27 protein-coding genes are annotated in these 26,796 nt (G+C 44.0%); 14 read left to right on the top strand and 13 right to left on the bottom strand.

Features of this window, described 5'->3' with window-relative positions; all coding sequences use genetic code 11:
• Positions 1–292: 292 nt before the first annotated feature.
• Positions 293–763, top strand: coding sequence for a hypothetical protein (locus J4N44_RS08845; protein ID WP_005445464.1), 471 nt, complete (start codon positions 293–295; stop codon positions 761–763).
• A 110-nt stretch (positions 764–873) separates the two neighbouring features.
• Here the strand turns inward: J4N44_RS08845 and J4N44_RS08840 are convergent, their stop codons facing one another.
• Complete coding sequence (locus tag J4N44_RS08840; protein WP_252044243.1) at positions 874–1,596, bottom strand: peptidase; 723 nt, start codon at positions 1,594–1,596, stop codon at positions 874–876.
• A 107-nt stretch (positions 1,597–1,703) separates the two neighbouring features.
• On the bottom strand, positions 1,704–2,042 hold the full coding sequence (locus J4N44_RS08835; RefSeq protein ID WP_017190267.1) for a YceK/YidQ family lipoprotein: 339 nt from the start codon (positions 2,040–2,042) through the stop codon (positions 1,704–1,706).
• Positions 2,043–2,320: 278 nt separating this feature from the next.
• On the opposite strand from J4N44_RS08835, the gene J4N44_RS08830 reads away from it, so the two are divergent.
• Both J4N44_RS08830 and J4N44_RS08825 read left to right on the top strand, forming a co-directional pair.
• A complete protein-coding gene (locus J4N44_RS08830; RefSeq protein WP_017190266.1) occupies positions 2,321–2,701 on the top strand; it encodes a hypothetical protein in 381 nt (126 codons plus the stop codon).
• 95 nt (positions 2,702–2,796) lie between these two features.
• Positions 2,797–3,225 (top strand): nucleotide triphosphate diphosphatase NUDT15, encoded by a 429-nt coding sequence (locus J4N44_RS08825; RefSeq protein WP_005445461.1) that lies wholly within the window; start codon positions 2,797–2,799, stop codon positions 3,223–3,225.
• A gap of 125 nt (positions 3,226–3,350) precedes the next feature.
• Here the strand turns inward: J4N44_RS08825 and J4N44_RS08820 are convergent, their stop codons facing one another.
• Positions 3,351–3,716, bottom strand: coding sequence for a cupin domain-containing protein (locus J4N44_RS08820; protein ID WP_005445460.1), 366 nt, complete (start codon positions 3,714–3,716; stop codon positions 3,351–3,353).
• Positions 3,717–3,828: 112 nt separating this feature from the next.
• Entirely contained in the window at positions 3,829–4,938 is a 1,110-nt protein-coding gene (locus tag J4N44_RS08815; protein ID WP_252044241.1) for an L-dopachrome tautomerase-related protein, read from the bottom strand.
• Between the two features lie 388 nt (positions 4,939–5,326).
• Between J4N44_RS08815 and J4N44_RS08810 the strand changes: the two genes are divergently transcribed.
• Complete coding sequence (locus tag J4N44_RS08810; protein WP_009697438.1) at positions 5,327–6,961, top strand: ABC transporter substrate-binding protein; 1,635 nt, start codon at positions 5,327–5,329, stop codon at positions 6,959–6,961.
• 99 nt (positions 6,962–7,060) lie between these two features.
• Here J4N44_RS08810 and J4N44_RS08805 read toward each other — a convergent pair whose 3' ends face one another.
• Entirely contained in the window at positions 7,061–7,858 is a 798-nt protein-coding gene (locus J4N44_RS08805) for a DoxX family protein (protein ID WP_017818053.1), read from the bottom strand.
• 615 nt (positions 7,859–8,473) lie between these two features.
• On the opposite strand from J4N44_RS08805, the gene J4N44_RS08800 reads away from it, so the two are divergent.
• Positions 8,474–9,193, top strand: a complete 720-nt coding sequence (locus J4N44_RS08800) for a hypothetical protein (RefSeq protein ID WP_252044238.1) — start codon at positions 8,474–8,476, stop codon at positions 9,191–9,193.
• Between the two features lie 128 nt (positions 9,194–9,321).
• Here J4N44_RS08800 and J4N44_RS08795 read toward each other — a convergent pair whose 3' ends face one another.
• A complete protein-coding gene (locus J4N44_RS08795; RefSeq protein WP_005445454.1) occupies positions 9,322–9,681 on the bottom strand; it encodes a hypothetical protein in 360 nt (119 codons plus the stop codon).
• A 554-nt stretch (positions 9,682–10,235) separates the two neighbouring features.
• Between J4N44_RS08795 and J4N44_RS08790 the strand changes: the two genes are divergently transcribed.
• Positions 10,236–10,505: a hypothetical protein gene (locus J4N44_RS08790; protein WP_005445453.1), complete on the top strand. Its 270-nt coding sequence runs from the start codon at positions 10,236–10,238 to the stop codon at positions 10,503–10,505.
• Between the two features lie 81 nt (positions 10,506–10,586).
• On the opposite strand, the gene J4N44_RS08785 is transcribed toward J4N44_RS08790, so the two are convergent.
• The 6 genes from J4N44_RS08785 to citS form a co-directional block, all read right to left on the bottom strand.
• Complete coding sequence (locus J4N44_RS08785) at positions 10,587–11,267, bottom strand: response regulator (RefSeq protein WP_005445452.1); 681 nt, start codon at positions 11,265–11,267, stop codon at positions 10,587–10,589.
• On the bottom strand, positions 11,254–12,909 hold the full coding sequence (locus J4N44_RS08780; protein WP_252044236.1) for an ATP-binding protein: 1,656 nt from the start codon (positions 12,907–12,909) through the stop codon (positions 11,254–11,256). Before J4N44_RS08780 ends, J4N44_RS08785 begins: the two co-directional genes overlap by 14 nt.
• A gap of 112 nt (positions 12,910–13,021) precedes the next feature.
• Positions 13,022–14,323 (bottom strand): sodium ion-translocating decarboxylase subunit beta, encoded by a 1,302-nt coding sequence (locus J4N44_RS08775; protein WP_005445449.1) that lies wholly within the window; start codon positions 14,321–14,323, stop codon positions 13,022–13,024.
• A 15-nt stretch (positions 14,324–14,338) separates the two neighbouring features.
• Entirely contained in the window at positions 14,339–16,150 is a 1,812-nt protein-coding gene (gene oadA / locus J4N44_RS08770; RefSeq protein ID WP_252044235.1) for a sodium-extruding oxaloacetate decarboxylase subunit alpha, read from the bottom strand.
• Positions 16,151–16,161: 11 nt separating this feature from the next.
• Positions 16,162–16,413 (bottom strand): OadG family protein, encoded by a 252-nt coding sequence (locus tag J4N44_RS08765; protein WP_005445447.1) that lies wholly within the window; start codon positions 16,411–16,413, stop codon positions 16,162–16,164.
• 68 nt (positions 16,414–16,481) lie between these two features.
• A complete protein-coding gene (gene citS / locus J4N44_RS08760; protein WP_017190260.1) occupies positions 16,482–17,825 on the bottom strand; it encodes a citrate/sodium symporter CitS in 1,344 nt (447 codons plus the stop codon).
• Positions 17,826–18,095: 270 nt separating this feature from the next.
• Between citS and citC the strand changes: the two genes are divergently transcribed.
• From citC to J4N44_RS08720, 8 genes are all read left to right on the top strand, one after another.
• A complete protein-coding gene (citC, locus tag J4N44_RS08755; RefSeq protein ID WP_503064196.1) occupies positions 18,096–19,148 on the top strand; it encodes a [citrate (pro-3S)-lyase] ligase in 1,053 nt (350 codons plus the stop codon).
• Positions 19,149–19,189: 41 nt separating this feature from the next.
• Positions 19,190–19,486 carry a citrate lyase acyl carrier protein gene (gene citD / locus J4N44_RS08750; protein WP_017818060.1) on the top strand — a complete coding sequence of 99 codons (297 nt, stop codon included), beginning with the start codon at positions 19,190–19,192 and terminating at the stop codon, positions 19,484–19,486.
• Complete coding sequence (gene citE, locus J4N44_RS08745; RefSeq protein WP_005445440.1) at positions 19,483–20,358, top strand: citrate (pro-3S)-lyase subunit beta; 876 nt, start codon at positions 19,483–19,485, stop codon at positions 20,356–20,358. The genes citD and citE overlap by 4 nt, the downstream gene beginning before the upstream one ends.
• Positions 20,359–20,376: 18 nt before the next feature.
• Positions 20,377–21,885 carry a citrate lyase subunit alpha gene (citF, locus tag J4N44_RS08740; RefSeq protein WP_503064195.1) on the top strand — a complete coding sequence of 503 codons (1,509 nt, stop codon included), beginning with the start codon at positions 20,377–20,379 and terminating at the stop codon, positions 21,883–21,885.
• Complete coding sequence (gene citX / locus J4N44_RS08735; RefSeq protein WP_009702086.1) at positions 21,882–22,418, top strand: citrate lyase holo-[acyl-carrier protein] synthase; 537 nt, start codon at positions 21,882–21,884, stop codon at positions 22,416–22,418. Before citF ends, citX begins: the two co-directional genes overlap by 4 nt.
• Positions 22,399–23,358, top strand: a complete 960-nt coding sequence (gene citG / locus J4N44_RS08730; protein ID WP_239923518.1) for a triphosphoribosyl-dephospho-CoA synthase CitG — start codon at positions 22,399–22,401, stop codon at positions 23,356–23,358. The genes citX and citG overlap by 20 nt, the downstream gene beginning before the upstream one ends.
• A gap of 18 nt (positions 23,359–23,376) precedes the next feature.
• Complete coding sequence (locus J4N44_RS08725; RefSeq protein WP_050938164.1) at positions 23,377–24,204, top strand: DUF5718 family protein; 828 nt, start codon at positions 23,377–23,379, stop codon at positions 24,202–24,204.
• A gap of 497 nt (positions 24,205–24,701) precedes the next feature.
• Entirely contained in the window at positions 24,702–26,195 is a 1,494-nt protein-coding gene (locus J4N44_RS08720; RefSeq protein ID WP_009702734.1) for a lytic polysaccharide monooxygenase, read from the top strand.
• Positions 26,196–26,471: 276 nt separating this feature from the next.
• Here the strand turns inward: J4N44_RS08720 and J4N44_RS08715 are convergent, their stop codons facing one another.
• Positions 26,472–26,678, bottom strand: coding sequence for a hypothetical protein (locus tag J4N44_RS08715; RefSeq protein ID WP_005446094.1), 207 nt, complete (start codon positions 26,676–26,678; stop codon positions 26,472–26,474).
• Positions 26,679–26,796: the final 118 nt, after the last annotated feature.

The raw sequence follows: 26,796 nt of genomic DNA, 5'->3' as shown, positions 1-26,796 counted from the left end.
TAACCTCGAGGTGCTTGGGTCAGCGAGAATGACTTGGTTTGTAGACGCAGCGGCGATTTGAAGGCTTAGTGGGTCTAAATCAAGAATCGGCAACAAAGTATACAAACAAAGGCCCTTACTATTTGCAAAGAGGGCCCTCTGGGAGCGTGTCATCGACCCGATTGCTACGTCAAACAACTTGGAAAGAGCGTGCTATTCCGCTTCGTTGTTTTCCTTGCACTCGAATCAATGACAACGCTCTGAATCCAGCATCTTGAAGTCACTTGGGTATATGTTCAATATAGAGATCATTATGAAGTTAATTCCCTATAATAGGTTTCAAATCGATACGTTCTTGTCTGCACCTGAAGTTTTAAAGCGAATACAAGAAAACACATCAGAACGAGCTTTTTTCAAGCCTAGTTCCTCTTCAGCATTTTGTGGAAAGGTAGACGAAACGGGCTTCGATCTTGTGGGAAACATTCGTTACAGAAATTCATTTTTACCTGTTATGAAGGGAAAGGTAGAGGCGAATAAAGATAGTACTCGGGTGTGCGTCTCCATGCGGTTAAATTTGTTTGTGATGTGTTTTATGTTGTTCTGGCTTGCCGTTACCGGAGGTGCCGGTATTTACATTCTTCTGAGTGTTGATACTTTTAGCTTACCTTTGCTCATACCACTCGGGATGTTTTTGTTTGGAATCGCGTTGACTTGTGGTGGTTTTTGGTTTGAAGCACTAAGACAAGAACGTAAGCTGAGACAGATTATTTCTACCTGGCAATAGAGGTTTGAAGCGTATCTCGTAGCTAGGCTTGATTGAATGCACTATCAAGCCTAGATATCTCTTATTCTCGGGTTTTCCCGGTGCTATTTTTCAGGGCTTTAGCGAGAAGTTTATTCGACTTCGACTATAAAAACTTTTCCAAATTTTTTGAGTTGTTCGAGTTCCCAAGGTGGCTGTTTAACAAAAACGTTTTTCACTCCAAGTTTCGAATAATCGTTTGGGTTATAGGTCCAACCGGAGTAATCCGAATCTGAAAAACTATCGTAGCGGGGAGATTGACCAAGGGTTGTTATTTCTTGTTTTACTTTGATTTTTTTGAAGAACGAATCTTCTTTTTCCTTAGTTTTGCCAATATACGTTTGCATTTCATGTAAGACTTTTTGAATTTCTTCTTCCCTTTGTCTTTTGGGTAAGTCCTTAAATGAAGCCTCAATATCTGAGGTATCAAACTCCTGACTGCTTAAGCCTCCGTGAAAACCGATAATTGCTTTGTTTGATATATATTTGTTTTTGCCTGCGGTAAATACATAGTTTGCACAAGAGGAAAGGCAATAGTCGTTGACTTCAATATCTATTTTATTTGCAAAAACCCATTCACCTAAGGCCATTCCCAGCTCCACATCACCGCCGTCACTTGAGATCACAAGAGTGGTTGGTTTCACTACCGCATCGGCATAGATTTCCACAACAGCGTCGTTTGCTTCGGAGGTTAATGTACCGGTGTAGTGAATCGAGTCACCCACAAGTGTAACGTTGGTTGTTTCTGCGCTGTAAACGGGCGCTCCCGGCAGCAATAGAAAAGGGAGAACCATTTTTGTTAACTTAACACACATAAATTTACCTGATTAATGAACCGCATTAATAGACATGTTTATCTGCGTCTGGTTCCTTATGTGTAGGGCTTTTATAAAAATGCTAGCTGTCGAGTTAACAACAAACTTTAGATCATGCTATGTGTGCCACAGCCTTGTGTTAATGCAAATCGATAGTCCGTCGTTGGCGTAAACACCATTGCTAAATCAACCGGAAGAAAGACGACATCTGCTGCTAAAGAGAGCGGGATGTCGATGAAAGTCAAAGGGTAAAAGACATAGTCGACCACCGAGTCGTTTCTAAAAGCGCAAGGTTGGGACGCGACTGCCAGTGTTGTTCCTGAAAACGGCGCTCCATACCCTCCCACAAGGTGAGTATCCAAAGAAGAACAACCCATCATTGAAGTGGTAAGCGTAAGAAGTAATGCAGTTCGTAGTTTCTTAAAGTTATTGTTTTTCATTTTCATTTAAATATTTTATAAACATAAACGTTGAAATTGAATCTATAGCCCAAAAGAATGAATTGCGAGTAGATATTCTTTTTTGTGTTCAATAATATGCGCTACGCAACAAGGTTTAGAGTGTTTAGGTACATAGTGGCGTTTAAGAGAGAGGGAAATGAAAGGTTTCGCTCTTAGATTGTCATCGTTCTCCACAGACCTCCCTAGAAATGTGTAATGTGGCAATTTAATCAACGATTGATGTCGCGATACCACTTACGTTCCAACTTAATTTAGGAATAACTATGTTTACTGATTTTTTCATACAGAAAAATAGAAAAGCGGGAGAAAAACATGTTCCTAACTCGTTCCCTAAACATAAGTTAGTCCTCAACTTAGTAGTCGGCGTCTTTCTGGTGGTGTATGGCGCTTATGGCATCTATTCCGGCGAGTTATATGTGTTTTTAGGAAGGCGTACAGAGGTAACGCTACACGGTGATGCCATATACATCGCTTTTGCTGCCTTTATACTTGGCTGTATTTACTGTTTGGTAGAAATCATCGACCATTTCGATAAGCGAGATAACGAAGAAATCTACATACGCATTAGGGCAGGTTGCCAAGCATTTGGACTGTTGATTTTTGGTTTTGCATTGATACAAAACAGCGTTATGGCAGGCGCTTAGGCAACATTACTCGTTGTAGCAGGATGCTTTTCTATCGGTATTAAATACATAGCAAAGTATTGCGGCGTTATGCAGTAATTAAAAAGGGGATTAGATTGGATAAAGCAGTAAGAGTAGGTGTCGCGGCAGTGATTGTGCGCGAAGGACGAGTGCTACTTGGTGAACGTATTGGCTCACACGGGGCTCATACTTGGGCTACACCCGGAGGACACCTTGAATGGGGTGAATCTATTGAAGATTGTGCTAAGCGCGAAACACTCGAAGAAACCGGCTTAGTTGTTGGGTCTTTTAAGAAGTTGAGCTTCACGAATGATGTTTTCGAGAAAGAGGGTAAGCACTATGTCACTTTGTTTGTTGCTGCTTCATGTGAGGTTGGAGAGCCTCAGGTCGCTGAACCGGAGAAGTGTAAGCAATGGAAATGGTTTGACTTAGACAAGCTTCCGGAGCCTCTGTTTTTGCCTTTAGAGAATTTGCTAAAAGCACAAACCGAACTAGATGTGCTTTTCCAAGCTAGCGCTGAATAGAGAGCCGTAGCGTTGCCCCTTTGGTAAAAGCTGGTTTAGTTTTGAGCTCTAGACCAGCTTTGATACTAATTCCTAAGTCACCTCAAGGTGCAGGGATATAATGACTAGTGGTTAATTTTATCGCGCTATATCCACTCTTGTTCTTCAACCGATACGGTAATATCGCTTTTCAGCTCACCAGTATGCGCCGTTGTGGATGGCTCAATCATCATGAAGTGAGTGTCTGGCTCAGCGACAGGGCAGTGCTCGACACCTTTCGGTACAACAAACATTTCACCCGGCTTTAGTACCACTTCTTGCTCTGGTAATTTCAGCGTCAGTTCACCCTTAAAGACGATAAATAGTTCATCTTCGTTGTCATGTTTATGCCAAACTAATTCGCCAGAGCCTTTTGCGATTTTAACTAGCTGACCGTTCGACTCAGCTAATATTTTGGGTGTCCACTGCTCTGAAAAAAGCCCAAATTTCTCATTAATGTTGATCTTCTTCATTGATGATAACTCCTTGAATTTTTGGGATTGAAACGCTTTTTATCTCCTTCGACGTTATGTCGCTACTGACCGTATGTAAAGAGAAACATTGTTCACACGTAATAGATGACCGTTAAGGTTGATATTTGAAGCGATACAGGGTGTAAGGCGCCTTTGCATTACCGAGACCTTGACTGAATGCTGGGTGCTGATGAAGCTGGTCTTGGGTGACATAAATGTAATCGCCGCTGACTGCCATACTGTCCGGCCAAGATAGCTTTTTGTCTTGAATAAGTGTCTGATATTTGCCTTTGGTTACCAAACCAACACCACTATGTTCGAGATCGGTCGCTAAAATGCCACCCCCTGGCGCATACGCAATGCCATCGCTGGGTCTTTTTGGTCCATATACTTCGATTTTATTCTGCAGCTTACTATCTGTGTTTTTTGCATTTTCTAGGGCTGAAGTCGGAACTCGATAGATTTTTGTGCCAGTAAATGCGCCAAAGTAGAGCCATTCGTTATTGTCATCAATAGCGATTGGGTTTAACCCAAAACGTAAGTGGTTCGTGGCACCTTGTTCTGTTTTCGATGCCAATAGAGAAGCTTCGATGACTATATCTCTGTCTTCTGGCATAAGTTGGGGCGCATTTTCTAATACACGTGTCGACTGACCCGTTTTTAAATCTACCACGACAATAGCGGGTTTCGTTGCACCAATGAAGTTGCCAAAGGTCATGTCAGCGATGTAGATCTTCGCGTGCTTTTCATCGATGGCAAAATCTTGCAGGAACGAGTTGTCTCTTAGCGCAGATGAGTTAATTGTAATTTGCTTGCTCAACTTGTTTTTAGACGTGTCCCACGCGACCAATTGTGCTGGTGAGGTTTCGTTGCCCATATCGAGCATCCAGACCGTGCCTTTGCTGTCGGAGTGAACGCCAATAACCGCGCTTAAGCCTACATCGCCGACCTCTGGTCCGTCTGACCAATCCATGGTTGGGAAGGGTCTTTTAGTACCATTCGCCATCACTTCGACAACTCGATATTTGGGATTGTCCAAAGGATGCATGCTTACGATCAAGCGACCTTCGGGTGTTACGGTGACACCTGCGCCGCGGTAGTCGTTAAATTGTGTCACGGCTTCAAGAGAACCGATTTCCGCAGCGTAAGTTGAATAGGATGCCACCGCTGAAATTGCGGCAGCAGCAGTGAAGAGGCTGGTAGTTAAAAGATGCTTTTTCATTTTATTTCCATTTTGAAATGAACAGTTTGATGTATGGATTTTGGCGACTCGAATGAGATGTTGAGCGTCTCATTCAGTGCGTATTGAAATCCTAGCCTCGGAATAGTCCATTAAAAACAGTTCTTTATTTGATTTATTTTCTAATAATTTTTGATAATCCGTGAGTGCAAAGCTCAAAGCTCAAAGCTCAAAGCTCAAAGCTCAAAGCTCAAAGCTCAAAGCTCCAACGTGACTATTTTATTGAATCTAATTAGCAAGAGATAAGTTGTGGTGATGAAGTGATGTAAAGCGTCTGATTTTGTGAATAATTATTATCTTTTGAAGAGAGATATTGTAGTGAATAGTGGTTGTTAATAAAAAGTTTCACAGCAAACAAGCAGGCACAACCATGTTCATTAATAACAATACTAAAATTACACTCCTTATCAGTACCAGTATCATCGGCTATGCCGTTACTCAACCTGCGTTCGCCGCGAACGTGCCAGACGGAGTAAAGTTGGCTAAAAAGCAGGAGTTTGTTCGAGGTAATGGCACCGAAGTCGCAACTATTGATCCACAAAAGTCCGAGGGCGTTCCAGAATCTAATGTGATTCGCGATTTACTGGAAGGCTTAGTAACGCAAGATGCCGATGGTAAAACCATCCCTGGCGTCGCGGAGTCTTGGGAAACAACAGACAATCGCACCTTCGTTTTTCATTTACGCCACAACGCAGAATGGTCTAATGGTGACCCGGTTACAGCCCAAGATTTTGTTTATAGCTTCCGTCGAGTCGTGGATCCAAAAACTGCGTCACCTTACGCTTGGTATCTTTCTTCGACCAAAATGAAAAACGCGCAAGACATCATAGAAGGCAAGAAAGATATCAGTCAGTTAGGTGTCCAAGCGCTTGATGACTATACTCTTAAGGTCGAGCTCGATGCTGAAGTACCATACTTTGTTAAGATGCTCGCTCATACCACCATGATGCCAGTCCATAAAGCAACGGTAGAGAAGTGGGGAGATAAGTGGACCAAGCCAGAACACTTTGTGGGGAATGGTGCATATGTGCCAGACCGATGGGTGGTCAACGAGCGTCTCGTGCTTAAGCGAAATCCAAAGTATTGGGATGATGTACACACCGTCATTAACAAAGTGACTTATCTGCCTATTGAAGATCAGGTGTCAGAAATGAACCGCTTCTTGTCAGGTGAGATTCAAATGACCAACGAAGTGCCAAACGAACACTTCCGTCGACTTCAAAAAGAGTACCCTGAGGACTTGTCGATAAAAGGCAATCTATGTAGCTACTACTATCAGTTCAATACTCAACGTGCACCGTTTGATGATGTTCGAGTACGTAAAGCGCTGTCTTATGCGATTGACCGAGACATTATTACCAAAGCCATCCTCGGGCAGGGACAAAAGCCTGCGTACTTCCTGACGCCAGAAATCACGGCCGGATTTTCCCCTCAGTTGCCTGAATACGGCAAACTCACTCAAAAGCAGCGTAATGAAAAAGCAAAAGCACTGCTTAAAGAGGCGGGCTATGACAAACAACATCCTCTAGATATTAATCTGCTGTACAACACATCAGAAAACCACAAGAAACTCGCCGTTGCCATTTCATCAATGTGGAAGAAAACATTGGGCGTGACAGTTCACTTAGAAAACCAAGAGTGGAAATCTTATTTAGCCAGTCGTGATGAAGGGAACTTTGATGTCACGCGCGCCGCGTGGTGTGGGGATTACAACGAAGCATCCACCTTCCTGACTTTGATGATCGGCTCTAACGTCAATGGCGGAGTTCACTATAAGAGCAAAGCGTACGATGACATCATAGAAAAAGCGTTGAACTCGACCTCAGAAGAAGAGCGAACCAAGCTTTACTACGCGGCAGAAACTCAGATGGCGAAAGACATGCCATTAGCGCCTATCTATCAGTACGTGACGACTCGTTTAGTTTCTCCACTTCTCGGTGGTTATCCGAAAGGCAACGCTGAGGATAAGATCTACACCAAAGATCTGTACATCAAAGCGAAATAAGCGCTAGATAAGAGTTTGAGTTTCGTGAGATTTGCGAAACTCAAACTCTCTTTTTTGGAAGGGGAAATTGGCAAGGGTGGCTAAGCTGAGAAAACCAGCTTAAGCGCGAACTCGACGAAGCATGCTATCTAGAGATAACGCCCCTTGATTATGCAGGAACAAGAATGGGTATAATGCCATTGCCCAGAAGAAAGGAAACTCCCATCCACCACCCGGCAGTGCCCACGTATATCCTGTGAAGAAGTGACCCGAGAAGAGCTCCGCCGCAATTAAATACGCAATTGCCCACAAAACGCCGATGCGTGTAAACAATCCCCAGCCAATCAATAGCGCCACTGAAATTTCCGTTATACCACCTACGTAGATCATTAAGTCAGTGAACCAAGGACCGACCGCATCAAAGCCAGCAACCTGCCCAAAGTAACCTCGCATGCCATTGTGTATCTGGGTTCCTGCAAACAACTTTTCCGTCCCGTGAGTTAAGAAGTTCAATCCGAGAAATAGGCGTATACAGGTAAGGGCAAATTCGTTTGGGCTCTCTTTGTATATCTCTTTCGCAATGCCGATGAACTGAACAAGCAACGGGATCAACGATAAGGCGGTTAACCACCCAACCAATGAAATGTCATTTTGATCACCGATACGAATGATGACTATGGTTGGAGCAATGGTCATCAAAAATGACAGTCTGTTGCGATTTCTCAGAGCGAAAACAAGGATAGGTGTCAATACGCCAAAGCATAGAAGGGATGTGGTTAGCCACACATCATTGTAGGTATTGAGTTTAAACACGATCGCTGCCAGTGACGCTAAAGACGTTATTTGTAACCCGACCCACGTGTTGTTTTTATTGTTCATTGATAGTTTCTCCATCTCGTGACCAGTAAGAGCAGTCATCCTGTCCTCATCAGGTTTATGAATTTGTAGTGAGTGTCTGAACAATAAAATACGCCTTATTAACTCTCTGATAATTAGGGAATAAGTGAAATCATTCTTTGGCTGAGATGAACAATACACAGACAAAGCGAGTGACAGCTGCAAGACTGCGAGTAATTAAGGTGGAAGAGAGGAGAGGCAGAACGTGAAGCCAATGTTAATAAGTATCCTTCAATTCAACACGTTGTCGACTATTGATAAAAAATGACTTTTATTACTTAATTTCGGTAAACAGGGAATCAATGACAATGCTCTGAACCCTGCATCTTGAAGTCACTTGAGCATATGTCATTCATATATTCAATTAGATTCTGTGCTTAACTATATTTATGTCTTATGTGTCAATGGGGTAAATATATTTTCCTGCAATTAATGTTTGAACCTGATCGCATAACTATCTGATATCTATTATCTTGTGAGATCAAACTGTGCTTTTATGAATCAATTGGAGGAGATATAACGAATTGTCTTCTCGTGTCTTTATTTCCTCATGAAAAGACTAAGCAAAAAAGATGTAAAGTGTCTCTTTTTGCTGTTTTTCTGCGGCTTAATCGTAATATAAAACGAGAACAGTTTATGAAGCGTCAGTATATTCTTGTTGGTTTGTCAGTAATATTGTCAGGCTGTGCATCACAACAATTGATGGTTCCAACCGCGAGTAAAGTCATCATTGTTGGTGATACTTTGGTTTATGATGGTGTCATTTCTGGCGGTGATGTTTTAAAAGCAATTCGGTTAGTAAAATCTAGCGATAAGAAGATTAAAAAGCTCAGAATTACCAGTCCTGGAGGCGAGATTGATACCGGTATCGAGTTTGGGTACTTTGTAAAAGAAAATAACCTTGATGTGGAAGTCAGCCGTCTATGTTTTTCAGCATGCGCAAACTATGTCTTAACGGCTGCCAATAGTATTACCATTAAAAAGGATGCCTTGATAGGGTGGCACGGTGGTGCGTTACAATCTGATGAACTGTGGAAACAAACCATTCCAAACGGTTATTGGAATCAATATGAAGGTTACCTCAACCACTTGAGGGTCAAAGAAAAGGCGTACTTTAATTACATCAATGTCGACCCATATATCACGGTTTATGGTCAGATAAGAGACAGAAGTTGCCAAAAAAACAAGCTCACAGAAGGTTGGTACTACTCACTCAACGACCTTAAACAAATGGGAGTGAAGAACGTTGATCTACAAGGCGGAAAGCTAATGAACAGTGTTGAGTACGAAAACTCAGACATCACGTCTTGTTTGATGCCGGACGTTTACATTAACAAAAATGGCTCCTATCTCTAGCTCCTAGCCGTTAGTCCTTTCGATACCACGTCTCTTAAATCAATATTCGTCTAAACATCATCAAGATGAAGGCTTGCCACGGTAAGCCTTCATTTCTGTTGCGGCTAGGATAACGACTAGCTTTCGTATCAGTTAGAAATATAGTGCTTTTTGTATAATCGCTTTGAAGTACCAGAGAACTTTATGTGCTCTGTTTTTCTTGTTGCATAATCAAGAATAATATTGGGATGTACACTTACGTGAAAATATTCGGGAATATTGATCGCTCGATAATAAATGTCATCCCGATATTTATTTTCTTCTATCAAACCACAATCGATTAGCTTGTTGAGCATGCTAAATGCAGAGAATATATCGATCCTCGTAAGTAATGATATTTCTTTTGCTGTTTTTCCTTGCTCGGGGAAATCAAGCATCCGACACATAATAAGGTCTTGCAGCATTCTTGTTGCAATCGCATTAAGCTCTTCTTTACTTAGTTTTTCCATGGCTATCAGGCACCTTTGATGAAAAGTTGAACTTGATGTTTTTATGGAAACATATTGTTACATTTGTGTCAATAAGCCATTCTCTATGTTTTATTTACCATAGATATAACACTGGTTGGATTTTGCTTTATTTATTTTTATTGAACTAAATTTCACTTGCTATTATTTGAATCTTAGTTTTTGCATATCGACAAATTCATTGTTGATATTATTGTTTTTAGCGATCTTTTTTGAAATCAACATTTGAATACGCTTTGTTTTTAATGGGTGTTCTATACCCAAGTAACCTCTAGATGCTAGGCTCAGCGAGAATGACTTGGTTTGTAGACGCGCGGCGATTTAAAGATCTAGTCATTCTAAATCAAGAATCGGCAACAAAGTATACAAGCCAAGGCCCTTATATTTGCAAAGAGTGCCCTTTGGGAGCGTAAAGAGAATAAAAACCATAGAAATTAAATCATGCATTAAATCTGCGCTTTTCTTTGAACGCGCTTAGAAACTCAAACTCGATGATCCGGTGTAATGCTTCTGTCTACTAAACAAATGGTATGAGTATGATAGTAAGTAAGATATCTGATGAGCTAATTACGGAAAAAGCAAAACTAGAGTGGCTAGCGTACTGGCGCCACTTTAGCACCGTTAAGCATCGCCTTTGCTGCGAAGCCAACTGTACCGCAGAGCATGATTATGGTGTTCTGGTTAGAAAAGACGGGGAAGAGCGTAAGGTTTTCGTGGTGCCCTTATGCAAGGCGCACAGTGATAATCTTGAACGATTGGAAGTCTCCGACGGCACAGAAATTATCTCCGCGGATCTGACCTTGTGATTTACGTTGTTGCTTCAACGACGTTTAGGGAACGCTTTGAATCGTAGGGTTTCAAAGCGTTCTTCCTAAGCAAGGGGGAGGTTACATTTTCTTTTGATAAACCCTTTCAGGGCGACCAACTTTACCATGTTGAATCACAGCAAGTAGAAACCCTTTTGCGGCTAAAAACTCAAGATAACGTCTTGCTGTTGTTTTGCTGATGCCGACTTCATTGCCTAGAGACTCCGCCGTGTAAATAATTTCGCCATCATCAAAGGCATTCGTGACTTTATCGAGCGTGAGCTCATCGATCCCCTTGGGTAAGGCTTGCATGTGTGATGATTTGGATTGAAAGTTAAACAGCTCGTCGACGTGGCGTTGATTGATGTTGTCATTTGCTTTTAACGAACTGGTGTACTTCAGATAGCGCTCCAAAGAATCGGTTAAGCGATCATAAGAGATCGGTTTTAGCAGATAGTCGAACACGCCACACCTTACGCCTTCTCTTACTGTTTCCATGTCATTGGCGGCGGTGATAAAAATAACATCTGGTGACTGCTTGGCAGCGGTTATGTCTTTCAATAAATCGATACCTTTGCCGTCAGGCAAGTAGTTATCCAATAAGACCAGTTTTGGCTTCAGTAACTGAATCATCTTTCTGGCTTCAGCGATACTTTTTGCAATTCCGATAGGTCTGAAACGTTGTGTTTGCTGAAGATAGTAAGAATGAAAGTCCGCGATATTGGATTCATCTTCTACTATCAAAACGTCATAAATTTCCATCTTTCAAACTCTCGTTAGGAATAAATAAAGAAAAGATTGTTCCGGTTGGTTCGGCATCGTCGACGAGGATTGCACCGCCAGCGTTATTGACAAGCTGGTGGACTAAATACAAGCCAATACCGTGTCCCGGTTGCGATTTGCTTGTGATCCCTTTATCAAATAGGGATTCTGCGATTTCATCGGGTATTCCAGTGCCATTGTCAGCAACCTCGACCACCAATTCCGTTTCGTTGGCGTCAGAAATTAGTATCGAGATGCATTTGTTGCTGTCAGGGTTTTTCAACGTTGCTTCATAAGCATTGTCGAGTAGGTTACCTATGATGGCGGCTAACTCATCATCAGTAAGCTTGGTTGGTGTACCGCTCAGGTGGCAGTACGGATCAAAATGGAGAGCGAGACCAAGTTCTTTTGCTCGGCTGTATTTGCCTAATAACAGACCCGCAATCACTTTGGAGTTGAACGTACGAGAAATGAAATCAATCAGCTTTTGATGTGTTTCTGTTTCTTGCCTTATGGCACTGAGCGCCTCTTCGTACGCGCCGATTTGAATCAGCCCACTCACTGTAGAAAGCTTATTTGCGTATTCGTGGCTCAATACTCGTAAATTGTCGGTTTGCTGCTGAACTTGGTTAAGTTGTGATGTAAGCGTGCTTAAGTCATTGCGTGGTCTGAAGCTGATGACCCAGCCAGAGTGTTGATTGTCTTCCCAAATCTTTACACGAGTCGCGACCAAGGTTTCGCCGTTACAGGTAATCACTTGATGCTGTCTCTGTGACTCCTCCGAGTCTTCTCCCATCTTTGCTCCCAAGAAAAAGTCAGCTGGGGTGACGTATTCGTTCACCATTCGGCCTTGGAGGTGGGAAAGATTACGCGCAATTCCCAGAATCTTAAGTCCCCTCTGGTTTGCCGACAAAATACGACCTTGTTTGTCGACCGCAATAATGCCCTCGTAAACCGCTTCAAACACCGAGTTTTGTACGCGGAGGGAGAGGGCGATCTCTTCTGGTTCCATGCCATACATCTGACTTTTGATATGACGAGAGAAGAACCAAGCTCCCAAAGATGAGCAAACTAGAATGATCAATAAGGCAAAGAAAAACGGTGTGGAGTAGAGGAGCAGTAAGTTACTAACGGTATCCAGTAAGTAGCCCACTGAAACAACACCAATGATCTCGCCAGTTGAGGAAATAATGGGGGATTTCCCACGTATCGCAAAACCTAAGCTGCCTTCTCGTATTGAGTAGTAGTGCAATCCTTGTTGAAGGGCGCGTATGTTGTCTCCACCTTGCATCGGGTAGCCAACTTTTTTGATGTCTGGATGCGCTAAGCGAATGCCCTTACTATCGCCGACGACGATGAAGTTGGCATCGGAAATCCTTTGTAGGCGCTTAATTTGTTTTTGCACCCGCGCTGTATCTCGTAAAGAGACCGCTTCGATCAGTTGAGGGTCGCTGGCAATTTCACGAGCTTGTATGACTGCGCGCGCACTGACCTGGTGGTTTAATGTATCCGAAAGGATGTGGTGGAAATAACCACCGATAAGGAGCAATTGAAACGAAACAACCACAAAAAGCAGCGCCCATACACGCTGTCTAAAAGAGAGGTTACGGCAGAGGTAGTCGTGAAATGTTCGGTCTGGCATGAATGGTAAGCTTCTTATTGATTGAAGGGTAAATTATCAAATGAAACAAGGAAGAGACCTGATCGAGATCTATTGAAGATAGCCAATCGAGCCTCGTTCCTTATGTAACTGTCTAACCGATCACATATTTGATCATCACGCCTGCTGCAACCGCCGAGCCAATAACGCCGGCTACGTTTGGTCCCATCGCGTGCATCAGTAGGAAATTCTGTGCATTCGCTTCTAGACCCACTTTGTTTGACACCCTTGCTGCCATCGGAACCGCAGAGACACCCGCTGAGCCAATCAGTGGATTCACTTTTTCACTCGCGAAACGGTTCATCAGTTTTGCCATCAATACACCTGCCATTGTGCCAATACAAAACGCGACGATGCCAAGTGCGAGAATACCGATGGTTTGCGGCTGTAAGAACTTATCGGCAACCAATTTGGAACCCACAGAAAGACCCAAAAAGATGGTGACGACGTTGATCAACGCGTTTTGAGCAGTATCCGATAAACGTTCAACTACGCCACATTCACGCATTAAGTTACCAAAGCAGAACATACCTAGTAGCGGTGTCGCCGAAGGAAGCAACATGGCAATCAGAATCAACAGGAGCAAAGGGAAGCATATCTTTTCTAACTTGCTTACTTTACGCAATTGCTGCATCGTGATTTGGCGTTCTGATTCTGTGGTCAGCGCACGCATTATTGGCGGCTGAATCAAAGGTACAAGTGCCATATAAGAGTAAGCTGCTACAGCGATAGCACCCAGTAATTCTGGTGCGAGCAGACTAGATACGTAAATCGCCGTCGGACCATCTGCGCCACCAATGATGCCCACTGCAGCGGCTTGTGCGACACTGAAATCCATCAAGCCCATAGAGCTCAAACCCAAAGCGCCGAGCACAGTTGCGAAGATACCAAACTGAGCTGCCGCACCAAGAAGCAAGGTTTTAGGGTTGGCTAACAATGGACCAAAGTCCGTCATTGCGCCTACGCCCATGAATATCACCAAAGGACCAGCGCCAGATGCAATTGCAATGCTGTAAAATAGGTACAGCATGCCATCTGAGTATTGATACTCTTCTGCGAGTAAGTGGATATTGGCAAGTTGAGTTGGTGTCGCCGTTGCAAGTGCCGTTTTTACTTCGGCAGCGGAGTCCGTCGCAATATTCAACACAGAGCCAAATGCGGACATTACCTCAGGTTTCGCAGCATGGAGCGCGTTTTCTACCGCAGACAAGGCTAAGCCTGCATCAGGTAGGTTAGCAAGAATCCCACCAAAACCGATTGGCACCAACAACAAAGGCTCGAACTGTTTAACAATAGCGAGATAAAGCAAAATCAAGCCAACAATAAGCATGATGGCTTGTCCCCATTCGAGGTGGAACAAACCAAAGTCATTCACTAACGCTAAGACATTTTCCATGTGACTAATGCCTCGTTAAGCCAGTTGAAGTAAAGGTTCGCCTACATCGACCGCGTCGCCCTCAGACACATCAATGCTGGCGATTTTTCCGGAACGTGGTGCGCGAACTTCTGTTTCCATCTTCATCGCTTCAAGAATTAGTAGCACATCGCCTTCTTCAACTTCATCACCAGGCTTGGTGTGGATCTTCCAAATGTTGCCCGCAAGTGGGGCGTTCATTGGCTCTGCATCTTGAGCGGTTGTCACTGGCTTTGATGGTGCAGGTTTTGGGGCTGACACGGCTTGAATATCGCCACCTGCGTCAACCTGAACGACATAGCTTTGGTTGTTGACGGTAATGGTGTAAACACCGCTCTCTGACGTAGCATTCATGGTTTGTTTCTCTGGATTGGTCTTAGTTTTTGCTTGTGCTGTTGCTCTTGCTGGTTCATTGCAAGGTGCGGGTTCAAAGGCGTCTGGGTTGTTGCGGTTTTCTAGGAACTTCCAACCCACTTGTGGGAAAAGCGCGATAGTAAGTACATCATCAATGGCGCTGCCGGAGAGCGGAATGTTTTGCGCTTCTGCTTGAGTGGTCACTTCTGTGGTCAGGTGCTCCAGTTCTGGCTCCAACTTATCGGCAGGGCGGCAAGTAATTGGTTCTGAACCTTCCAACACACGCTGTTGCAGTTCCGTGTCGACAGGGGCAGGCGTTTTGCCGTACTCGCCTCTCAAGACACCAGCGGTTTCTTTGGTAATGGTTTTGTAGCGCTCACCCATAAGGACATTGATGACAGACTGTGTGCCGACGATTTGCGACGTTGGCGTGACAAGCGGCAGATACCCCAGCTCTTTTCTGACTTTCGGGATCTCTTCTAACACAGCATCAAGCTTGTCTGCGGCGTTTTGCTGTTTCAACTGACTTTCCATGTTGGTCAACATTCCACCAGGGACTTGCGCCACGATTATGCGAGAGTCTGAGCCTTTTAACTGACCTTCAAAAGCGGCGTATTTTTTACGTACTTCTCTAAAGTATGCAGCGACAGCTTCCAGCGCTGAAATGTCCAAACCTGTGTCGTATTTAGTGTTTTGAAGTGATGCAACCAGAGATTCTGTTGCTGGGTGACCGTAAGTGCCGCTCATGGAAGAAATCGCTGTGTCCACACGGTCTACACCCGCTTCAATGGCTTTCATTAACGTCATATCAGCCATTCCAGCGGTCGAGTGGCAATGCAGGTGAAGGTCAACATCCACTTGCTGTTTTAATGTTGAAACCAGCTCACTGGCTAAGGTTGGCGTCAGGATACCCGCCATGTCTTTGATTGCGATCGAATCAACGCCCAGTTCATTCAATTGTTGCGCGATTTCTACCCAGGTTTGTAGGTTATGAACAGGGCTAGTGGTGTAACAGAGTGTACCTTGAGCGTGTGCGCCTTGTTTTTTCACCGCAGCAATCGCTTGTTGCATGTTTCGTGGGTCGTTCATCGCATCAAATACACGGAATACATCCATGCCGTTTACCACGGAGCGCTCAATGAACTTATCAACGACGTCGTCAGCGTAATGGCGATAACCCAATAGATTTTGACCTCGAAGCAACATTTGCAACGGCGTTTTTGGCATCGTTTTTTTGAGCTCTCGCAGTCTTTCCCAAGGATCTTCCCCTAGAAAACGAATACAGCTATCAAACGTAGCGCCACCCCAACACTCAAGTGACCAATAGCCGATGTTATCTAACTGTTGGGCGATTGGCAGCATATCGTCGATGCGTAAACGGGTGGCAAATAACGACTGGTGGGCATCACGTAATACAACGTCAGTGATGCCAATGCGTTTAGTAGACTCAGACATTCGAATTCCTCTTATAGCGAGCTTTGTTTGATTTTTTGATGATGAATAGCGGCAGCAATCACAGCGACGAGTTGGTTATCATCGTTTGATGGTTTGGCAGCACACACTTTCTTTTGCGGAGGGGGAGTTGGTTCGACATGAAAGCGCCCCAAAAAGCGAGACATGGCTTTGACAGCAAAGACCAAGAAAACAAGAAAAGTGAAGACAAAACCCATACCTAGTGTCATGAGGTTTAAGCCTTCGGCGAATAAATTAACTTCCATTAATATCTCCCATTGGACAAAACAAAGAGCAAAGGAAAGCTTTGCTCTTTGACAACATAAGAAGGGGGTTAACCGCCCAACATGCCAAACACGACACTTGCGATGACCAGTACGATACCGCCACCAAGACGAGATGAGATTTGCGCGTAAGACAGCAAGCTCATGCGGTTTGAAGCAGCAAGAACTTCAAGGTCACCAGAGCCACCACGGTTTGCCATACATAGACCTGCAGTGATTGAAGACTCGATTGGGTAAAAGCCCATTAACCAACCACCGACAGAGGCACCAATGATTGCGCCAGCAACGATCAATGTTGCGATGATTAAGTTCGTGAAGGTTAGTGCATTCATGATTTCGCCAAGGTCGGTATAAGCGATACCAACGCCCACCATGAGCACCCAAAGCAACTGTTTTGAGAAGAATGAAGACAAACGTTTTGCGCCTTCTTTCACTTCTTCAGAGCAGATACCACAGGCGTTAACAATCGCAACGATGATGACCATGTAAGCGAAAGTGTGGATTTTTACGTCACCAAAACCTGGCAGTATTTCTTTAGAAAGGGCGGATGAGAAGGTGTAAATACATGCCGCCATCATCAAGCCAATCGCGATTTCACGTGGAGTGATTTTTGGTGCTTCGCTCTCTTCAACATCGAAATTAGACTTACGCAATAGCTCGCCATTACCAGTCAAAGACGGTACTTTTTCACCAATGCTGTTTAGAACGGCTGCTGCGACAATCGCTACGATGTTAGCGATGGTTAAAATTGCAATTGCAACCGAGTAGTACTGTTCTTTAGAACCACCCGTGACTGACTCATAGATTTCAGAAAGTGGAATCGCACCTGCACCGTTACCACCACCCATGATAGGCAGTACGTAAAGCATCATGATTTTGTCGATAGAAATGCCAAACATCATTCCGCCAAGAATGCCGAGAATTGAAGCACCTGCAACGGCTGCAAGAATGGTCGGAATGTAACCAACTAATGATTTAAGCAGTAGCTTACGGTTAACCGCCAAAATCGAGCCAGTGATCAGAACGGCAATGAACAAGTCGAGGAAATCGGTCTTCTTCATGACTGCAGTGACAGTGTCAATTTCGTTTTGGGTTAATAAACCTGCATGAACAAACCAAGCTGCGACAAGGAAGATCATCACAGGCGCACCGCCAATGTATTTGTTAAAAATAGGCAGGCGTTTACCCAGTTCGCCAAATAGCGCACCAACAACAAACATAAAACCAAAACCGCCGACAATATTATCAGGGATGGTGTCTGTCATATGTGCAATTAACATGACCGCGAACATAAATGCATATAGCGGTAATGGTAAGCCAAAGATTCGGACTTGAGATAATAAGTCTAATCCCGGGCTTCTTGTTTCAGTTATTGAAAGGGTCTTTTCGTTCATCATTATTATTCCGTGTTGATTTAACATGGCGTAATTTAAATTTGAATGAAAAACCTAACTGTGAGTGTGATCATTTTACTTTGTGGAATATATACACACTTATGAATTTAAAGTTTTTAATTATCCAATTACTTAATTTACAGATAGTTAAGTAATTAAATTCATTAAATTCATAAATGACGTTTAGTAGAAGAAAATAGTCGATACGGATCATCATTTTTCAAATTCAAGTGACGCATGATGGCGGCAACACGAAAGAGGATGATGATCATGTTTGACACCTACGCATTTAGTCGAGTGAACCGAAATCAATACGAGAAGTTTGGTGCTATTACCGAGTTTCTAACTTGTTATGATTTGGATGTTGACGCTGATGTAGAGCGATTTGTGGTGGCGAAGTCTCAAGGTCAAATCATTGCTTGCGGCGGTCTTGCTGGCTCAACACTAAAATCTATTGCGATTGATCCTGCCTTACAAGGTACTGGATTTTCTCTGCGGTTAATGACTGAGTTGACCACGATGGCGTATGAAATGGGGCGCTTTGATCTATTCTTGTTTACCAAGCCTCAGAATATGCAAAGGTTTCGTGAATCTGGTTTTTTCCCCATTTCTTTTGCGGACGATAAATTAGTTTTGATGGAAAATAGTCAGACCAATTTAAGAAACTTTGTACGTTCATTAAGAAAGAAAAAGAAAGACGGTGATAAAATAGGCAGCATTGTGATGAATGCAAACCCGTTTACTTTAGGGCATCAATACTTAATTGAAACGGCGGCGTCACAATGTGATTGGCTACATTTATTTGTCGTCAGCGATGAAGGTAAAGGTTTTGCTTATCACGATCGTTTGAACATGATTGAAAGTGGCACTAAACATATTCCTAATCTTACGATTCATCATGGTTCAAAATATATAATTTCTAAAGCAACGTTTCCTACTTACTTTATTAAAGAGAAGCGATTGATTGATTATTGTCATACCGCTATTGATCTAAATTTATATCGTCAGCATATTGCGCCAGCATTAGGCATTACACACCGATTTGTTGGGACGGAGCCAGACTGTGTTGTGACTCATTATTACAACCAACAAATGAAACACAGATTAACCACCAAGGAGCTCAACGGCGCACCAATCAGCGTTATTGAAATAGAGCGTAAGTGTGCGTCAGGCACCACGATTTCAGCGTCAACGGTGCGAAAACTCTTGCAGAAAGGGCAATTGGATCAACTGGTTCACTTTTTACCCTCAACCTCTATCGACTACCTACAAAGGCACACGGACGCTTTACCGTGTCTTACCCAAGAAACAGTGGCTGCTTAACAGCCCAATTAATTTTTAACCAAGGTGTTAAAGGTCTTTCAATGAAAATAATAAAACCCGCTTTTGCAGGGACGCTGGAATCCAGTGACTTGCAAGTTCGTATCTCACCCAATCCAGAAGGTGACATCGACATTTCTCTTGATAGCACAGTGAAAAAGCAGTTTGGCAAAGCCATTGAAGCGTTGATTCATGATGTGCTCAATTCGATGGGCGTGACTTCCGCAACGTTAGAAGTGGAAGACAAAGGCGCACTAGATTGTGTGATTAAAGCTCGCGTTCAGGCTGCAGTCATGCGTGCGGCAGACAGCAATGACATTCAATGGAGCAAATTATCATGAGTAAGTTACGCCGTAGCATGTTGTTTGTTCCAGGGGCAAACGCCGCCATGTTAAGTAATACCTTCATTTATCAGCCTGATGCAATCATGTTTGATTTGGAAGACTCTGTGGCGCTGAGAGAAAAAGACACCGCCCGTATGTTGGTGTTTAACGCGCTGCAACATCCTTTGTATCAAGAGATTGAAACAGTAGTCCGTGTGAACCCACTAGAGTCTGAGTTTGGTTTGAAAGATCTGCATGCCGTTGTGCGTGCGGGCGTCAATGTGGTTCGTCTACCAAAAACAGACAGTGCAGAAGACGTGCAAGAAATGGAGCGCTGCATTGAAGACATCGAACGTGTATGTGGCAGAGAAGTTGGCAGCACAAAAATGATGGCGGCAATCGAAAGTGCTCAAGGTGTGAATAACGCCATCGAAATTGCTCAATCGTCTTCGCGTTTAATTGGGATTGCACTGGGTGCTGAAGATTATGTCAGGGACTTAAAAACGCAACGTAGCCCAGAAGGGACAGAGTTGCTGTTCGCCCGTTGTTCTATTCTGCAAGCTGCGCGTGCTGCGGGCATTATGGCGTTCGATACCGTTTATTCCGACGCTAATAACGAGCAAGGATTCCTCAATGAAGCGGAACACATTAAGTCGTTAGGTTTCGACGGAAAATCGCTGATTAACCCAAGGCAAATCGAGCTACTTCACAACGTATTTGCACCGACTCAAAAAGAGGTGGATTACGCGATTCAAGTTATCGAGGCAGCAGAAGAAGCGCAAGAGCAAGGGCTTGGTGTGGTTTCACTTAACGGAAAAATGGTCGATGGACCAATTATCGAGCGAGCTCGTTGGACGTTACAAAAAGCGCAATCTGGAATTAAAGAGTAGGGAACGAACATGAAACAAATGGAATCTATCAAACCAGCATTGTTGCCAGAGACGTTGTCACTGTTTTCAGAGGCAAATGCGTTAACGCCTCATCTCAACGACTCAAACTCTAAAAAGTCGAGAAAGCTAAAGTCAGATCTGTGTTCTGCCATTTTAGACTCTGGGCTTAGAGACGGTATGACGATCTCTTTCCACCACGCGTTCCGAGGTGGCGATAAGGTGGTTAACTTGGTGTTAGATACTATCGCCCAGATGGGATATAAAGATCTGACACTGGCTTCAAGCTCTTTAACGGGTATTCATTCGCCGGTTGTTGAGCACATAAAAAACGGCGTAGTGAGTAAGATTTACACATCAGGTATTCGCGGTGAGCTTGGTGAAGCCATTTCTCATGGTTTGCTTAAAGAGCCTGTGCATATTCACTCCCATGGAGGACGCGTGCACTTGATTAAATCAGGCGAGCTAAACATCGATGTGGCGTTCATCGGTGTGCCTTGTTGCGATGAGTTTGGCAATGCAAATGGCATGAACGGCAAATCTCGCTGCGGCTCTTTGGGTTACGCCAAAATCGATGCTCAACACGCGCGTAAAGTCGTCATGCTTACTGAATCTATCGTCGGTTATCCAAATCACCCTGCATCAATCACACAAGATTTGGTGGATGCCGTAGTCGAAGTCGAAGAAGTTGGTGATGCGAGCAAAATTGGTGGCGGTGAAACGCGTCTTACCAGTAACCCACGTGAACTGCTTATTGCAAAACGTGCTGCCGATGTGATTATTAATTCTGGTTACTTTAAGCAAGACTTTAGCTTACAAACTGGGTCTGGTGGTGCGTCGCTTGCCGTCACGCGTTTTCTAGAAAATAGCATGGAAAAACGAGGTATTACTGCTGAGTTTGGGCTGGGCGGCATTACCTCAACCATGGTCTCTATGCACGAGAAAGGGCTGATCCGAAATCTAATCGACGTGCAGTGTTTTGACTCTGGTGCTGCGGACTCACTTGCTCGAAACCCAAACCATATTGAAATCTCAGCGAATGAATACGCTAACCCATCTTCCAAAGGCGCAGTGGTTGATCGTCTAGACGTGGTCATTCTCAGCGCGCTTGAAATTGATGTGAACTTCAACGTCAATGTTATCACCGGTTCTGATGGTGTGATTCGTGGCGCGTCTGGTGGTCACTGCGACGCAGCGGCAGGCGCAAACCTTGCCGTAATTGTTGCTCCGCTCGTGCGTGGTCGTATTCCAACTGTCGTAGAGCAAGTGTTAAACGTGGTAACGCCGGGTCAATCGATAGATGTGTTGGTGACTGACCATGGTATTGCTGTGAATCCTCGACGACCAGAAGTAAAAGAACGTTTGTTGAACGCAGGACTGCCTGTGCTTGATATGGAAGCCTTGGTTGCGAGAGCGCAATCATTAACGGGCAAAGCGGAACCAATTGAATATGACGATCAAGTGGTGGGTTATGTACGTTATCGCGATGGTTCTGTGATTGATGTCATCAGAAAGGTTAAATCTGAATGAGCATTCGCTATGGGCTGAAAGTTGGTCTCGATGATGTCTTGAGCAACAAAGAAGCTCGTGTGAAACGACAAGGTGAGTGGTTAAAACGCCACTCCCTTCCTTTGCTGTCGTTTACCGTCAATATGCCAGGTCCGCAGAAAATGACGGAGTGCACGGAGCGAATCTTCGAACAGGGTGTACAAGCGATTCAAGCCACTTGTCTCGAAAAAGGCTGGTCAATGGCAGGACGACAATTGCTGCGACAAGTCACAGGTCCAGAGGCAATTTTTGCGGTCCAAGCACCGAATGCCATGGCGCTCAAACGAGCCATGATTGAGATAGAGAATAACCATCGTCTCGGTCGGTTAATGGATTTAGATGTGATTGATGTCGATGGAAAGATCATCTCAAGAAAAGGGCAAGGGATGACGCGAAGAAAATGCCTTATTTGCGAACAAGATGCCGTGATTTGCGCGCGCTCGCGTAAACATGATCTTCAAACCTTGGTTTCTCACATAGAGTCGATGGTGTGTTATGACGAATGTTGCTCTTAAACTGTTGCTCGACCAAAATATCGAGCGTGTTCCAAGCGTTACGCATCGCTCTGCTGTAAAGGTGAATCTGTTCTCTTTGGTTTCTGAGTTAGCGTATCACGCGATGCTGGTGGAAGTGCACTTGTCCCCAAAACCGGGGCTTGTTGACCTTATTAGCAACGGTGCTCACTCAGATATGAATGTGCCGCTGTTTGAAGCCAGCGCGAGTGCAATTCGTCCTTTTCTCAATGGCTTTCTTAACGCTGGTCTTGCGCATTCAACGCACTCGGCAGAGACATTACTGGATGTGTTGCGTCCGGTTGGAATTCAAGCTGAACGCGCAATGTTTGCCGCGACTGGTGGTGTGAATACGCACAAAGGGATGATCTTTGGACTTGGACTGGTATGTGGCGCGATCGGCTGGTTAAAAGGCAAAGGCATTGCGGTCGATTCTTTGCACATTAGCCAAGTTATCAAGCGCAGCTGTGCGTTAATGGTATTTCAAGAGCTGAAAAATACCGACTCTAAAAAGGAAACTCATGGTGAGCGGCTGTATCGAGAATTTGGTTTAACTGGAGCAAGAGGTGAGGCGGCGTCTGGCTATCAAACGATCATGACTTACAGTTTGCCTGCATACCAACAAGCGCTGTATGAAGGCGCGTCCGCAGAACAAGCATTATGGCAAGTGTTGCTCACGCTAATGGTGCACAATCAAGATACCAACGTGGTATCTCGTGGTGGGATGCATGGTTTGCGTTATGTGCAGAACATAGCATCGAAGCTTATTGAGAGTGGTGGTTGGCATAATCCAAACCTCGAAGAGCAGCTACTGGATTTTGACCGCCAGCTTATTGAAAAAAACCTTAGTCCGGGCGGCAGTGCAGACTTGCTCGCGCTGACTTGGTTGCTGGCAGAAATTGATGATTTGACGAGACATATCATCGCGAATCACGACGAATAATTAGGAACAAGTAAACGTATGCACAATTTTGAAGACGCGATGATCTTAGGTATCGCGGGAAACTTCGCAGGTCACCTGCAACAAGCTGGTGAGGCTGATGACTTTGCTCTCTACGGAGATGTGAACGCTAACAAGCCCCAAGCATTGTTCCCCATTTATGTGCCTTTTATCGAACATCCGTATTTGTCGACATATCCAATAAGTGCCGATACGACCAAGTTGCCAAATGATATTTTGAACTTACAAATTGAACCAGAGCTCGCTCTGATCTGTGATGTTTCTTATGAAGGTGGTCAGGTCTTACAGCTCACGCCGACGCATTTTGGCGCATTTAATGATTGTTCGATTCGACGCCCTGATGCGAATAAAATCAGTGAGAAGAAAAATTGGGGTGCAGCGTCAAAAGGCTTGGCATCGCAACTTATTGAACTAGAACGACTCACTCCTGATAGCGATATCGGCAGATTTAGAATCGCGAGCTTTCATAAGCGAGGAGAGCAGGTATTCGCCTACGGGGAAGATTGCGCGGTAAACGAATACTCCTATTTCTATGCGGATCTGCTGGATTGGATACGTGATCAGATGAATCATCAAGTGGAGCGCGGTCCGATGGAAAACATTCACGCATTACTCAAACAAGCAAATCTCCCAAGCCAGCTAGTGGTCGCAGTGGGTGCAACGCGCTACACCGAATATGGTGAGCAGAATTTCTTGGAAAGAGGTGATGAAAGTGTGGTTGTTGTGTATGACAGTCACCTATACCAACCAAAAGATGTGCTCGGCATGGTACAGAAGGCGCAGTATGAAGCGACAGGCTTTTCTTATGTGAGTCAAAAAGTGCTTTAAGTTTAAGCCAATAGAGAACAAAAAAAGCCCGCAAATTAGCGGGCTTTTTAATGTCTTATTCGCTGGGTGAAATAAAAGGAGTGATATATATCTAGTGTTTATATTAGTGTTTGTCTTATTGATATTTAATGTATTTTGTTCAAGTTTTAAAAGTGGACAGTGAATCACAGATTCGTTAAGTGCATTTAATGTTTATTATAAGTTTGTTTAATAACGTAATTACTCTAATTATAAATATGTTTTGAAATTTTATAGTCTTATAAGTTGATGAAAAATAGGGTTATATTTCTTTGGTGATAATTCGGTTAGTTAATGTCAGGGTATTTAAAATTGTGATGTTAATTCCTATCAATAACCTCAAAACTTTCATTGATAAAATTTGCGTATATTCTTTTTAACTGTTTCCAGATTAAAACTATAAACACGCAATAGGTGACAGTGGTTATAAAGTATCCGTTGTGGCTGACTTGCATAATAAAATGGTAGAGAGTGAAAAAGTGAAAGCAAATAAAAACATTCTTAAAGCAGCAGTAGGTATGGCAATGCTATCTGGCTTGCCAACAGCAGCCAATGCTCATGGCTGGTCAGAGTTTCCTAGTGCACGTCAAAACACGTGTTACGAGCAAGGCGGAATTTGGTCAGGTAACCCACCAAATGCAGCTTGTGCTCAAGCAAAAGAAATTTCTGGTACCTATCCGTTTGTTCAGCGCAACGAGTACGCGAAGAACATTACCGATTACAACAATATGGCAGCAGTGAAAGCGGCGATTCCAGATGGTACGTTGTGTTACGCAAATGACCCTCAGAAAAAGGGCATGGGCGCACCACACACCGCGTGGACTCGCACAGAGCTAAATACGGGTACATTCGAATTTGTATTTAATGCGACGGCACCACATAACCCGTCTTTTTGGGAGTTTTACCTAACCAAACCAAATGCAGACCTAAGCAAAGCGTTGGCGTGGAGCGATCTTGATTTGATTCAAACCGAAGGTAATGTCCCAGTTGAAGGTGGTAAATACCGCATGAATGTGACCATCCCTTCTGATCGTTCAGGCGACGCGATTCTTTTTGTGCGCTGGCAGCGTAACGATGCGGCGGGTGAAGGCTTCTACAACTGTTCTGACATCACTATTGTGGGCGGCGAAACGCCTCCACCAGAGCCAACACCTCAACCAGATCTCGTGAAAGGTGAGCTATACATCCCAGTTAATTTTGTTGGTCCAGACCTTGGTGATACGGTTAAGTATGACATCATCAATAAATACGGAGATGTCGCACGTAGCTTCGATATTGAAGTGAATTCATCGAACATCAACGACTGGCAACGTCTATTGGCGTCAGAGATCAATGGTTGGCACGAAGAGTTCAAAGATGGAGCGGTGTTCATTGGTGATTGGCATGAAGAAATGTCTCATTACATGTACTTCCAAAACGATCCATCACGCAACTTCTTTAACTCGAAAGATGGTCGAGCGTCGGGTGTGATTTCAGTGATTGATGGTGATGACGGTAATGTTGAACCATTGGCAGGTGACATCTACGAGTTAGTGAAGAGCGACAAAGTAGTTAGCGCTGGGGACAAAGTGGTGATTTCTACCAGCGAAGCTGCGAACTTAACTCAAACTCAAGGCTCTTCTGTGAGTATTCAAAATAACGGCACTGCGTCGATTGTCGTTGATACTCGTGCGATTACGCAGAATGAGACCTTGTCGTTTGTTGCGAACGCAGTAAACAGCGAACGTGCAGAGACATTTACGTTTGAAGTGATTGTCGACGATGGTGGTGTAGACCCTGAGCCAACGCCAGATCCTGATCCAACACCAGACCCAAGCGATGACGCATGGGATTCAGCAAAAACTTACCTAGGTGGTGAAGTTGTCGCGTATGCTGACCAAAATTGGAAAGCACAATGGTGGATTAAAGGTGGTGATAACCCACAAGCGGCTTACCAAAAAGATAAGTGGGGCGTTTGGCGTCCAGCCAACTAATCATTGGTTGTAGCCAAATGGAATTGGCTAAGGCAAGCATGAAAGCCACTGTTTTGAGTTAAAGACAGTGGCTTTTTTACGTCGTTCATAAACTGACGGGGTAAGTGAGGTGATATCACCAAATACAAATATGGGCAGAAAATCGTCCCTATCCCAAGTAACCTCGCCCTGAATTCTGGATCTTGAAGTCACTTGGGAATAAATAAAGACAATAGGCTGAAACGAACGGACAGAGTGATATTAGTGCTATGTAAGAGCTTGAAACTCAAAGAGCGCCTAAGCGCTCTTTTCTTTTGTACTGCCTTTTGGGTGATGACCGAACTTGTCATTCAAGTAGAGCAGTCCGCTGACGAAGAGTGCCACGACGGAAACCGTGAAGAGGGCATACATACTTAATACCCAAGCGAATGTGGCAGTCAGAAAGGCAATGAAGGAAAACATTCTGCTGAATGACATTACATGACCAAGTTTGTTACTTTTCATAACGCCTCCCAAAGCTTAGTGGGTAGAACCAGAGTGCTTTCACTCCGCATTCGTATTGTCTCTCTTCTGGGGGGAATTTACCCAAAAAACAGGCTAAATATTTCTCAAAAAAGATTAA

The organism is Vibrio sp. SCSIO 43155, assembly GCF_023716605.1.
In the GTDB taxonomy this organism is placed as follows: Bacteria; Pseudomonadota; Gammaproteobacteria; order Enterobacterales; family Vibrionaceae; genus Vibrio; species Vibrio harveyi.
This window is presented reverse-complemented; position numbering and strand designations above follow the sequence as displayed.

Bases quoted from the DNA above. Each gene is read 5' to 3' on its own strand.
- J4N44_RS08845 (WP_005445464.1), top strand. From the start codon at position 293: ATGAAGTTAATTCCCTATAATAGGTTTCAAATCGATACGTTCTTGTCT.
- J4N44_RS08840 (WP_252044243.1), bottom strand. From the start codon at position 1,596: ATGTGTGTTAAGTTAACAAAAATGGTTCTCCCTTTTCTATTGCTGCCG.
- J4N44_RS08835 (WP_017190267.1), bottom strand. From the start codon at position 2,042: ATGAAAATGAAAAACAATAACTTTAAGAAACTACGAACTGCATTACTT.
- J4N44_RS08830 (WP_017190266.1), top strand. From the start codon at position 2,321: ATGTTTACTGATTTTTTCATACAGAAAAATAGAAAAGCGGGAGAAAAA.
- J4N44_RS08820 (WP_005445460.1), bottom strand. From the start codon at position 3,716: ATGAAGAAGATCAACATTAATGAGAAATTTGGGCTTTTTTCAGAGCAG.
- J4N44_RS08815 (WP_252044241.1), bottom strand. From the start codon at position 4,938: ATGAAAAAGCATCTTTTAACTACCAGCCTCTTCACTGCTGCTGCCGCA.
- J4N44_RS08810 (WP_009697438.1), top strand. From the start codon at position 5,327: ATGTTCATTAATAACAATACTAAAATTACACTCCTTATCAGTACCAGT.
- J4N44_RS08805 (WP_017818053.1), bottom strand. From the start codon at position 7,858: ATGACTGCTCTTACTGGTCACGAGATGGAGAAACTATCAATGAACAAT.
- J4N44_RS08800 (WP_252044238.1), top strand. From the start codon at position 8,474: ATGAAGCGTCAGTATATTCTTGTTGGTTTGTCAGTAATATTGTCAGGC.
- J4N44_RS08795 (WP_005445454.1), bottom strand. From the start codon at position 9,681: ATGGAAAAACTAAGTAAAGAAGAGCTTAATGCGATTGCAACAAGAATG.
- J4N44_RS08790 (WP_005445453.1), top strand. From the start codon at position 10,236: ATGATAGTAAGTAAGATATCTGATGAGCTAATTACGGAAAAAGCAAAA.
- J4N44_RS08785 (WP_005445452.1), bottom strand. From the start codon at position 11,267: ATGGAAATTTATGACGTTTTGATAGTAGAAGATGAATCCAATATCGCG.
- J4N44_RS08780 (WP_252044236.1), bottom strand. From the start codon at position 12,909: ATGCCAGACCGAACATTTCACGACTACCTCTGCCGTAACCTCTCTTTT.
- J4N44_RS08775 (WP_005445449.1), bottom strand. From the start codon at position 14,323: ATGGAAAATGTCTTAGCGTTAGTGAATGACTTTGGTTTGTTCCACCTC.
- oadA (WP_252044235.1), bottom strand. From the start codon at position 16,150: ATGTCTGAGTCTACTAAACGCATTGGCATCACTGACGTTGTATTACGT.
- J4N44_RS08765 (WP_005445447.1), bottom strand. From the start codon at position 16,413: ATGGAAGTTAATTTATTCGCCGAAGGCTTAAACCTCATGACACTAGGT.
- citS (WP_017190260.1), bottom strand. From the start codon at position 17,825: ATGAACGAAAAGACCCTTTCAATAACTGAAACAAGAAGCCCGGGATTA.
- citC (WP_503064196.1), top strand. From the start codon at position 18,096: ATGTTTGACACCTACGCATTTAGTCGAGTGAACCGAAATCAATACGAG.
- citD (WP_017818060.1), top strand. From the start codon at position 19,190: ATGAAAATAATAAAACCCGCTTTTGCAGGGACGCTGGAATCCAGTGAC.
- citE (WP_005445440.1), top strand. From the start codon at position 19,483: ATGAGTAAGTTACGCCGTAGCATGTTGTTTGTTCCAGGGGCAAACGCC.
- citF (WP_503064195.1), top strand. From the start codon at position 20,377: ATGGAATCTATCAAACCAGCATTGTTGCCAGAGACGTTGTCACTGTTT.
- citX (WP_009702086.1), top strand. From the start codon at position 21,882: ATGAGCATTCGCTATGGGCTGAAAGTTGGTCTCGATGATGTCTTGAGC.
- citG (WP_239923518.1), top strand. From the start codon at position 22,399: ATGACGAATGTTGCTCTTAAACTGTTGCTCGACCAAAATATCGAGCGT.
- J4N44_RS08725 (WP_050938164.1), top strand. From the start codon at position 23,377: ATGCACAATTTTGAAGACGCGATGATCTTAGGTATCGCGGGAAACTTC.
- J4N44_RS08715 (WP_005446094.1), bottom strand. From the start codon at position 26,678: ATGAAAAGTAACAAACTTGGTCATGTAATGTCATTCAGCAGAATGTTT.